Annotated in this window: 9 protein-coding genes; 8 read left to right on the forward strand and 1 reads right to left on the reverse strand. The window is 67.2% G+C overall.

The window, feature by feature from the left end; translation table 11 throughout:
* The 4 genes from AC1D1S_RS16305 to AC1D1S_RS16320 all read left to right on the forward strand — a co-directional run.
* Positions 1–2,852, forward strand: a 2,852-nt coding sequence (locus tag AC1D1S_RS16305) for an FtsK/SpoIIIE family DNA translocase (RefSeq protein WP_476994934.1), incomplete at its 5' end; no start/stop codon positions are given.
* A 21-nt stretch (positions 2,853–2,873) separates the two neighbouring features.
* Positions 2,874–3,512, forward strand: coding sequence for a CDP-diacylglycerol--glycerol-3-phosphate 3-phosphatidyltransferase (pgsA, locus tag AC1D1S_RS16310; RefSeq protein ID WP_028277224.1), 639 nt, complete (start codon positions 2,874–2,876; stop codon positions 3,510–3,512).
* Positions 3,509–4,051: a CinA family protein gene (locus tag AC1D1S_RS16315; protein ID WP_476994935.1), complete on the forward strand. Its 543-nt coding sequence runs from the start codon at positions 3,509–3,511 to the stop codon at positions 4,049–4,051. Before pgsA ends, AC1D1S_RS16315 begins: the two co-directional genes overlap by 4 nt.
* Before the next feature lie 139 nt (positions 4,052–4,190).
* Positions 4,191–4,643, forward strand: coding sequence for a helix-turn-helix domain-containing protein (locus tag AC1D1S_RS16320; RefSeq protein ID WP_026538316.1), 453 nt, complete (start codon positions 4,191–4,193; stop codon positions 4,641–4,643).
* 115 nt (positions 4,644–4,758) lie between these two features.
* Here AC1D1S_RS16320 and AC1D1S_RS16325 read toward each other — a convergent pair whose 3' ends face one another.
* A complete protein-coding gene (locus tag AC1D1S_RS16325; protein ID WP_028277226.1) occupies positions 4,759–5,268 on the reverse strand; it encodes a MarR family winged helix-turn-helix transcriptional regulator in 510 nt (169 codons plus the stop codon).
* 41 nt (positions 5,269–5,309) lie between these two features.
* Between AC1D1S_RS16325 and AC1D1S_RS16330 the strand changes: the two genes are divergently transcribed.
* The 4 genes from AC1D1S_RS16330 (at position 5,310) to miaB (ending at position 9,183) form a co-directional block, all read left to right on the forward strand.
* Positions 5,310–5,546 carry a DUF3046 domain-containing protein gene (locus tag AC1D1S_RS16330; protein WP_028277227.1) on the forward strand — a complete coding sequence of 79 codons (237 nt, stop codon included), beginning with the start codon at positions 5,310–5,312 and terminating at the stop codon, positions 5,544–5,546.
* A gap of 272 nt (positions 5,547–5,818) precedes the next feature.
* Positions 5,819–6,871 carry a recombinase RecA gene (gene recA, locus AC1D1S_RS16335; RefSeq protein WP_018774457.1) on the forward strand — a complete coding sequence of 351 codons (1,053 nt, stop codon included), beginning with the start codon at positions 5,819–5,821 and terminating at the stop codon, positions 6,869–6,871.
* A 136-nt stretch (positions 6,872–7,007) separates the two neighbouring features.
* Positions 7,008–7,493 carry a regulatory protein RecX gene (locus AC1D1S_RS16340; RefSeq protein WP_476932176.1) on the forward strand — a complete coding sequence of 162 codons (486 nt, stop codon included), beginning with the start codon at positions 7,008–7,010 and terminating at the stop codon, positions 7,491–7,493.
* A gap of 214 nt (positions 7,494–7,707) precedes the next feature.
* Positions 7,708–9,183 (forward strand): tRNA (N6-isopentenyl adenosine(37)-C2)-methylthiotransferase MiaB, encoded by a 1,476-nt coding sequence (gene miaB / locus AC1D1S_RS16345; protein ID WP_476994936.1) that lies wholly within the window; start codon positions 7,708–7,710, stop codon positions 9,181–9,183.
* Positions 9,184–9,232 lie beyond the last annotated feature (49 nt).

Raw genomic sequence — 9,232 nt, forward strand, 5'->3', positions numbered from 1 at the left:
CCGCAGGTGGCACCGCAGCCACCGCGCGGACCCGGCAGTTGGCCGTTGTTGAGCCGCACCAGCCCTGGGTGGTGAGGGTGCTGGCCGGTGCCTGGCTGGGCATCGCCCATGTGATCGGCGCCGGCATCCGGCGGGTCGGCCACGACGTCAGCGACCTCGCCCCCGAGGGCCGCCGCGACGGCGCCGCCCTGTTCAACCTGGCCCTGGGAGTCTTCGTTGCCACTTTCGCGTGGTGGGGGTTCCAGGGCTGGCTCCCTGACCTCGTGTTTGCGATCGTCAACGGCACGTTCGGCTGGATGGCCCTGCTGCTGCCGCTCATGCTGTTCGTGTGCGCCTTCCGCCTGTTCCGCCAGCCCGACGACGGCCGCGGCAACAACCGGGTCGGCATCGGTTTCCTCATCATGACGTTCGCCGGTTCCGGGCTGGCGCACATCATTGGCGGCCAGCCGACCGTCGCCGACGGTTTCGATGGCCTGCGCCGGGCCGGCGGCATGCTCGGCTACCTCGCCGCCGCCCCGCTGGCCGCCGTGCACACCGCCGTCCCCGTCGCGGTCTACGGCCTGCTGGCCTTCACCTCCCTGCTGATCGTCACCGCCACGCCCTTCGGCGCGATCCCTGGCCGCCTGCGCGACGCCTACGAGCACCTGATGGGCATCGACCTGCAGGACGGCGACGGCGGCGACCGCCACGACCGCAGCTACCTGTACGAGAACGACGCACCGGCTCCGCCCCGGAAGAAGCGCAAGCGCCTCTTCGGCAAGGACCACGACGACGAGTCCGGCCTGGAAGGCTACGTCGGCGACGAGGCCTTCGAACGCGCCCTCATCGCAGATGAGGAAGCGGCCGACGCACCTCCGGCCAAGGGCACGAGGGGCAAGGCGCGCTCTGGCGTGGAAGCCGACGCCGCGCCCGACGTCGCGCCCGGCGTCCGCCGTCCCACCCAGGCCGAGATCGCCGTCGAAAAGATCAAAGCCGCCCAGGGCCTCGGCACGGCAGGATCCGCCGGCGCTGCGGCGGAGTCCAGCGGCGACGCCACCGAGGCCATCCCGCTGGTCACTCCGGGGATGGTGGCCGCGGGATCGCTCAATGCCGCCGCTGCGGCCGCCAAGGTCCCCTCCAACCCGGTCGCGCCCGCACCGCTGCCCACCCCCATTCCGCAGCGCACCGAGCAGCTTTCCCTGGCCGGCGACGTCACCTACACCCTGCCGGCGTCGGACGTGCTGACACCCGGTTCCATCCCCAAGGAACGCACCGAGGCCAACGACGCGATTGTCGCCTCGCTCACCGAGACCCTCAACCAGTTCAACGTGGAGGCGCAGGTCACCGGCTTCAGCCGCGGCCCCACCGTGACCCGCTACGAAATCGAACTGTCCCCGGGCACCAAGGTGGAACGGGTCACCGCCCTGTCCAAGAACATCTCCTATGCCGTGGCCAGCTCGGATGTGCGCATCCTGAGCCCCATCCCGGGCAAGTCGGCCATCGGCATCGAAATCCCCAACACGGACCGCGAAACCGTGTCCCTGGGCGACGTGCTCCGCAGCCAGAACGCCCGTCGCACCGACCACCCCATGGTCATGGGGGTCGGCAAGGACGTGGAGGGCGGGTACGTCGTGGCCAACCTGGCCAAGATGCCGCACCTGCTCGTGGCCGGCGCCACCGGTGCCGGCAAGTCCTCGTTCGTGAACTCGATGATCACCTCGATCCTGATGCGGGCCACCCCGGACGAGGTCCGGATGGTCATGGTGGACCCCAAACGCGTGGAACTCACGGCCTACGAGGGGGTCCCGCACCTCATCACCCCGATCATCACCAACCCGAAGAAGGCGGCCGAGGCCCTGCAGTGGGTGGTCCGGGAAATGGATGCCCGCTATGACGACCTCGCCAATTACGGCTTCAAGCACATCGATGACTTCAACAAGGCTGTCCGGGCCGGCAAGGTCCACCCGCCGGTGGATTCCAAGCGCGTCATCAAGCCGTACCCGTACCTGCTGGTCATCGTGGACGAACTCGCCGACCTCATGATGGTTGCCCCGCGCGACGTTGAAGACTCGATTGTCCGCATCACGCAGCTGGCCCGTGCGGCCGGCATCCACCTGGTCCTGGCCACCCAGCGCCCGTCGGTCGACGTCGTGACCGGCCTGATCAAGGCCAACGTGCCCTCCCGCATGGCCTTCGCCACCTCCTCTGTCACCGACTCCCGGGTGGTCCTGGACCAGCCGGGCGCCGAGAAACTCATCGGCCAGGGCGATGCCTTGTTCCTGCCGATGGGGGCCTCCAAGGCCATGCGTGTCCAGGGTGCCTGGGTCACCGAGTCCGAGATCCACAAGGTCGTCGAGCACGTCAAGGGCCAGCTCAAGGCCGTTTATCGCGATGACGTCGCGCCCGAGGCGCAGAAGAAGCAGATCGATGACGACATCGGGGACGATCTCGAGGTCCTGCTCCAGGCAACCGAGCTCGTGGTCACCACCCAGTTCGGMTCTACSTCGATGCTSCAGCGCAAGCTCCGCGTCGGCTTCGCGAAGGCCGGCCGCCTCATGGACCTGCTCGAGTCCAGGGGTGTGGTGGGGCCCTCCGAAGGTTCCAAGGCGCGCGACGTGCTGGTCAAGCCCGATGACCTCGCCGCCGTGCTGGCCGCGATGAAGGGCCAGGACGGTCCGGTGTCCGCCGACTCGCAGACCGCGGCGCTGAGCGATAACGCCAACGCGAACATCGCCCAGGGCGGTTACGCCGAGGACCTCGTGGCGGCGGACCTGGAGAACCGCACCCAGGCGATCGACTACCATGACGGCGCCGACGGCGGTTCCGGCGACGAGGACGGCTCAGAGGACGCCTGGTCGCTCACCGGCCGGTAGCGCAGAAGGTAGCCTAGGAAGGTGAATAGCGCCGAAGCCAACGCCGGATCCGCCTCGCGGATCTGGAACCTGCCGAATGTCCTCACGATGCTGCGGATAGTGCTGGTGCCGTTCTTCGTCTGGTTCCTGCTCCTCGACGCGCCGGGGCTGCAGGCCCAGAACGGCGTCTGGCGCTGGGCGGCCGCCTTCGTTTTCGCGGTGGCCATCTACACGGACAAGCTCGACGGCGACATCGCCCGGTCCCGCGGCCTCGTCACCGATTTTGGCAAGATTGCTGACCCGATCGCCGACAAGCTCCTGATCGGTTCCGCGCTGGTCATGCTCTCGTTGCTCCAGGAACTGCCCTGGTGGGTCACCATCCTGATCCTGGTCCGGGAGTGGGGCATCACCGCGCTGCGCTTCTTCGTCATCCGCTACGGCGTTATCCCGGCCTCGCGCGGCGGAAAGCTCAAGACGGTGGTGCAGACGGCGGCCATCTTCCTCTACGTCCTTCCGCTGGCATCCCTCGCCCCGTGGCTGGGCGTCGTGGCGTTCATCGTGATGATGGCCGCCCTGGCCATCACCCTGTGGACCGGCGGCGAATACGTCATTGAGGCGCTCAAGCTGCGGTCCGCCGGCATCAAGGCAGAGAAACAACGTTCAAGGGAGAACAAGCCATGAACCAGCCGGACCCCGCTCTTCACCCCAACCTGCACCCCAATCTGCACCCCAATCTGCACCGCCTGGCGGAGCAGGCTGTCACCGTCGCCCTCGGCCGCGGCCTGACCGCCGCCACCGCCGAATCGCTCACCGCCGGCATGGTCACCGCCGTGCTGGCCGACACGCCCGGCGCCTCCGGGATGCTGCAGGGCGGCGTGGTGTCCTACGCCAACAGGGTCAAGTCCGACGTTCTTCGCGTCCCCGCTGAGCTGCTCGACGCCGTCGGCTCCGTGGACGGCCAGGTAGCCGCAGCCATGGCCGACGGGGCGCGCCGCATCTGCGGCGCCGATGTCGGCGTTTCCACCACCGGCGTGGCCGGTCCCGAACCGCACGACGGCAAAGCGGTGGGCACGGTCTTTGTCGGCATTGCCACGGCGGAAGGATCGACGTCGTACCCCTATTCCTTTGACGGCAGCCGCGCCGAGATCCGCGCACTTGCGTGCGGCGCCGCGCTGGAGCGTCTGCTGGAGGCCCTATCTTCCGAAGGCTACCGGGCGTAAAGTTGCCGGGAACAAAAGTTGATTCCGAATAGTTGTTACATTGTGTCGCTTCCAAATGAGGGAGGCGCCTAGGATGAAAACATCAGCAGAGTCCGCCCCCACCGGCGGACTCGACAGTACGAGGAGCAAGGCGATACAGATGGTAAAGCAGCCCGTATCCGTTAACGGCGTTGTCCGCTGGAAGGATGTGGGCCTCGCCGATCAGGCCAAGAGCGAACAGAAGGAGCGCAAGATGGTTGTACTACGTCACGAAATCGGTGATGTCCTGCGCGATGTCCGCCAGCGCCAGGGCCGTACGCTCCGCGAAGTCTCGCACAGTGCCCGCGTTTCCCTGGGCTACCTGAGCGAAGTGGAACGCGGCCAGAAGGAAGCCTCCTCGGAGTTGCTCTCCTCGATCTGCTCGGCCCTCGATGTTCCGCTTTCGAGCATGCTCCGCGAAGTCAGCGACCGCGTCGCGGTCGCCGAGGGCGTCGCGGTTCCGGACACCGTTCCCCAGGAGTTCGCGCAGCGCTATGGCCGCGACCTCGACCGGGAACTGAATTCCGATCTCACCGACGAGCTGGCCAAGGGCCTCCTTTCCGGAGCGCGCTAGCCCGCCCACTCACCTAAGACCTAAGACACAAAAGAGGACCTCCGGCCCAGGCCGGAGGTCCTTTGACGTGTTGTCCTTTGACGTGTTTCGGTGGCCAGGGTTCCCGGTGGGGGAGTCAGGCGTGCTCGTCCCGGGGGAAACCGTCGCGCTCGTAGGTGGCATTGAGCTTGGCCATGTACATGGCCAAAGCCTGCAGATCCTCGGCCGGCCATTCCGCCAGGCGTTCCCGGAACACCTCACGCCGTGCGTCCTGGACCTGGTGCATCCTTTCCTCGCCTTCGGACGTCAACCGGATGGCCTGCGCCCGGCCGTCCAGCGGGTCCGCCTCCTTCGACACGAGGCCGAGGCCCTCGAGGAAAGCAATCTGCCGGCTCACCGAAGGCTTGCCGACGCCGATGCAGGATGCGAGGTCGGTCAGCCTGATGGGACCCTGCTTGCGGATCACACTGAGCAGCCCGTAAGCGGCGGGTTCCATGTCCGGGTGGACCTGGCGCGAGAGCTGGTGGGAAATCGACCGGCCCCGGCGCCAGAGCAGACTCAGCTGGTTCTCGACGGCGTCCAAGGCGGCGTCCGCGCCGGCGGTATCGGGAGCGGGATCTCCCGCGGACTCAGTTGGGTTGCTCATGGCAACCATTCTAGAGTCCCCGGCCGTGAGAGACTTTACTCGTGCGAATCAGTGACTTTTGGCGGCTTATGGACGACGAGTTCGGCGCGGGATACTCCCGCGTCCTGAGCAATTCGCTGGTCCTGGCTGGGGTCGGAGGCCGCACCGCGGACCAGGCCCTCAGCGCCGGCATTCCGCCGCGCCAGGTGTGGCTTGCCCTGTGCGACGTCCAGGACGTTCCGCCGGAACGCCGCCTGGGCCGCGACGTCAAACCCCGTGACACCACCGGGCCCCGCTGACGCCTGCTGACGCCCGCGCCGTCGCGCTGACGCCGGCTGAGCACCGCTGACGCCTGCGTCGCCGCGCTGAGGCCGGCTGGGCTCCGCTGACGCCTGACACGCCGCCCGCTTGTTCGAATATCTGTTCGGATAGCGATATGCTTTTTTTCAGACCGTTTTCCACATAAGTGGTTCTCCCGATAACTTTGTCGGAGGGTGCCAGTAGCGTCAGTGATGACAGACAAAGGCCTCCACGGCCACTCCACAGCGAGAAAGTATTAGAGGTGTGAATCATGGCCGCAGCCCCGGATCGCCAGAAGGCGCTCGACGCAGCGCTTGCCCAGATTGACAAGCAGTTCGGCAAAGGCTCGGTCATGCGCCTCGGCGATGAAGTCCGTGCACCCATCGAAGTCATCCCGACCGGGTCCATCGCACTGGACGTCGCCCTGGGAATTGGCGGCCTGCCCCGCGGCCGCGTCGTGGAAATCTACGGTCCGGAATCATCCGGTAAGACCACGGTCGCGCTGCACGCGGTTGCCAATGCCCAGCGCCAGGGCGGCATTGCCGCCTTCATCGACGCCGAGCACGCCCTCGATCCGGAATATGCCGCCAAGCTGGGCGTCGACACCGACGCGCTCCTGGTCTCCCAGCCGGACACCGGCGAGCAGGCGCTGGAAATCATGGACATGCTTATCGGGTCCGGCTCCCTTGACGTCATAGTCATCGACTCCGTGGCCGCCCTCGTTCCCCGCGCGGAAATCGAAGGCGACATGGGCGACAGCCACGTGGGCCTGCAGGCCCGCCTGATGAGCCAGGCCCTACGTAAAATCACCGGCCGCCTGAGCCAGACGAAGACCACGGCCATCTTCATCAACCAGCTGCGTGAAAAGATCGGTGTCTTCTTCGGCTCCCCGGAAACCACCACCGGTGGTAAGGCGCTGAAGTTCTACGCCTCCATCCGCATCGACGTCCGCCGCATCCAGACCCTGAAAGAGGGCGCCGATTCCGTCGGCAACCGCACCAAGGCCAAAATCGTCAAGAACAAGATGGCSCCKCCCTTCAAGATCGCCGAGTTCGACATCATCTACGGCCAGGGCATTTCCCGTGAGGGCGGCATCATCGACATGGGTGTCGAGCACGGCCTGATCAAAAAGTCGGGCTCCTGGTTCACCTACGATGGCGACCAGCTGGGCCAGGGCATGGAGAACTCCCGCCGCTTCCTGCGCGACAACCCGGAGCTGGCGGCCGAACTCGAGCGCCTGATCAAGGAAAAGCTCGGCGTTGGCGTCAAAGCCCCGGCTGAGACCGAAGAATCTCCGAAGCTGAAGGCCGTTGACGGCTTCTAACAGTCGGCGGCGCAAAGGGGCAGGATTTCCGTCACGGAGTCCTGCCTCCGGCTTTGTCGGCCCGGATCAGCCGGCGGACCTCACCGATGGCGCGGATTCGCTGGCCGGGCAGGACCGGGACGCGGACCCCGCGGCCGTGGCGCGTGCCATCGTGCTGCGGCAGCTGACGAATTCGCCCAAGAGCCGGCTGCAGCTCTCGCGCAAGCTGGCCGAGCGCAACGTCCCCGAGGACGTCGCGGAGGCCGTGCTGGACCGCTTCGAGGAAGTGCGGCTGGTTGACGACGCCGAGTTCGCCGACATGTGGGTCCGCAGCAGGTCCCAGACGCGCAAGCTCGCCAAAGGGGCCTTGCGGCGCGAACTTGCGGACAAGGGCATCGACCCGGAGATCGCTGCCGGTGCATTGGATCAGCTCAGCGACGCCGACGAGGAAACGGCCGCCCGGGAGCTCGTGGAGCGCAAGCTGCGGGGATTCACCGGCGGCGAAGACCGTGCCGAACGCGACAAAGTTACGCGCCGCCTCGCGTCAATGCTGGCCCGCAAGGGATACCAGCCGTCGCTCGCCTTCCGGGTGGTGGGTGAGGTGCTCGATGCCGCCGCCGGCCAGGCAGGGGACGGGGATTAGGACCGCCGGGCCGGGGTCTGCGCTGGCCCAGCCGCTGCCCACTACCCTTACCCGTTACCCTTAACAGGTGAGTTTTACCATTCCCTCCCCAACGGCCGGCACGACTTCTCCGACAGCGCCACCGGCGGTGCCGCCATCAGGGCCCCAGACATTCGGTGCGGACCCTGTTTCCGCACCGGAAAGACCCGCCCCGGCCCAGCCCCGCACCTACCAGGTGCGCACCTTCGGTTGCCAGATGAACGTGCACGATTCCGAGCGGATGGCCGGCATGCTGGAAGCGGCAGGCTACGTCCCCTCCGCCGGCGAGCTGGCCGACGTCGTGGTCTTCAACACCTGCGCCGTCAGGGAAAACGCCGACAACAAGCTGTACGGCAACCTCGGCATCCTCGCCCCGGTCAAGGCAGCCAACCCGGGCATGCAGATCGCCGTCGGCGGCTGTCTCGCGCAAAAGGACCGGGAGACCATCCTCAAGAAAGCCCCGTGGGTGGATGCCGTGTTCGGCACGCACAATGTCGGTGCCCTGCCGGCGCTGCTGGACCGGGCCCGCCACAACAATGAGGCCCAGCTGGAGATCCTCGAATCGCTGGACGTCTTTCCCTCCACCCTCCCCACCAAGAGGGACTCCGTCTACTCGGGCTGGGTATCGATCTCGGTGGGCTGCAACAACACCTGCACCTTCTGCATCGTCCCGGCCCTGCGGGGCAAGGAAAAGGACCGCCGCCCCGGTGAGATCCTGGCCGAAATCCAGGCGCTCGTGGACGACGGTGCCATCGAGGTAACCCTGCTGGGCCAGAACGTGAACTCCTACGGCGTCGAATTCGGCGACCGGCAGGCGTTCTCCAAGCTCCTGCGTGCCTGCGGAGACATTCCGGGCCTGGAGCGGGTCCGGTTCACCAGCCCGCACCCGGCCGCCTTCACCGACGACGTCATCGACGCCATGGCCGAGACGCCCAACGTCATGCCGCAGCTGCACATGCCCCTGCAGTCCGGCTCGGAMAAGGTCCTCAAGGACATGAAGCGGTCCTACCGTTCGACCAAGTTCCTCGGCATCCTGGACAAGGTCCGCGAGAAAATTCCGCACGCCGCCATCTCCACGGACATCATCGTTGGGTTCCCCGGCGAGACCGAGGAGGACTTCCAGGCCACCCTCGACGTCGTGGAGAAGTCCCGGTTCGCCACCGCCTTCACCTTCCAGTACTCCAAGCGGCCCGGCACGCCCGCCGCCGACCTGCCGGACCAACTGCCCAAGGCCGTGGTCCAGGAACGCTTCGAACGCCTCACTGCCCTGCAGGACCGGATTGCCGCCGAGGAAAACGCCCGGCAGCTTGGCCGCCGCGTCGAGGTCATGGTGACGGCCCAGTCGGGCCGCAAGGCTGGGGAAACCCACCGCCTCTCCGGCCGCTCCCAGGACCAGCGGCTGGTGCACTTCTCCGTGCCCGCCGGAGCCGAAGTGCCCCGGCCCGGCGATCTGGTGACTGTCACCATCACGGAGGCGGCGGCGTTCCACCTCGTCTCCGACCCTGTCTCGGCCGAGGACTACAGCCTGCGACGGTCCCGTGCCGGCGACGCCTGGGACCGGTCGCAGGCGGATTCGTGCGGCGCCCCGGCCATCCCGGCGGGGAAGACCAGCGCGTCGGGCACCTCCGGCGTGTCGCTGGGCATGCCCAGCCTCCCGGTCCGCGGCCGTTAGCGCCGTGCCCGGCCAGCAGGGCGCTCCCGGCAACGCAGCAGTCCAGAAC

Source organism: Arthrobacter sp. P1_A5, assembly GCF_056406825.1.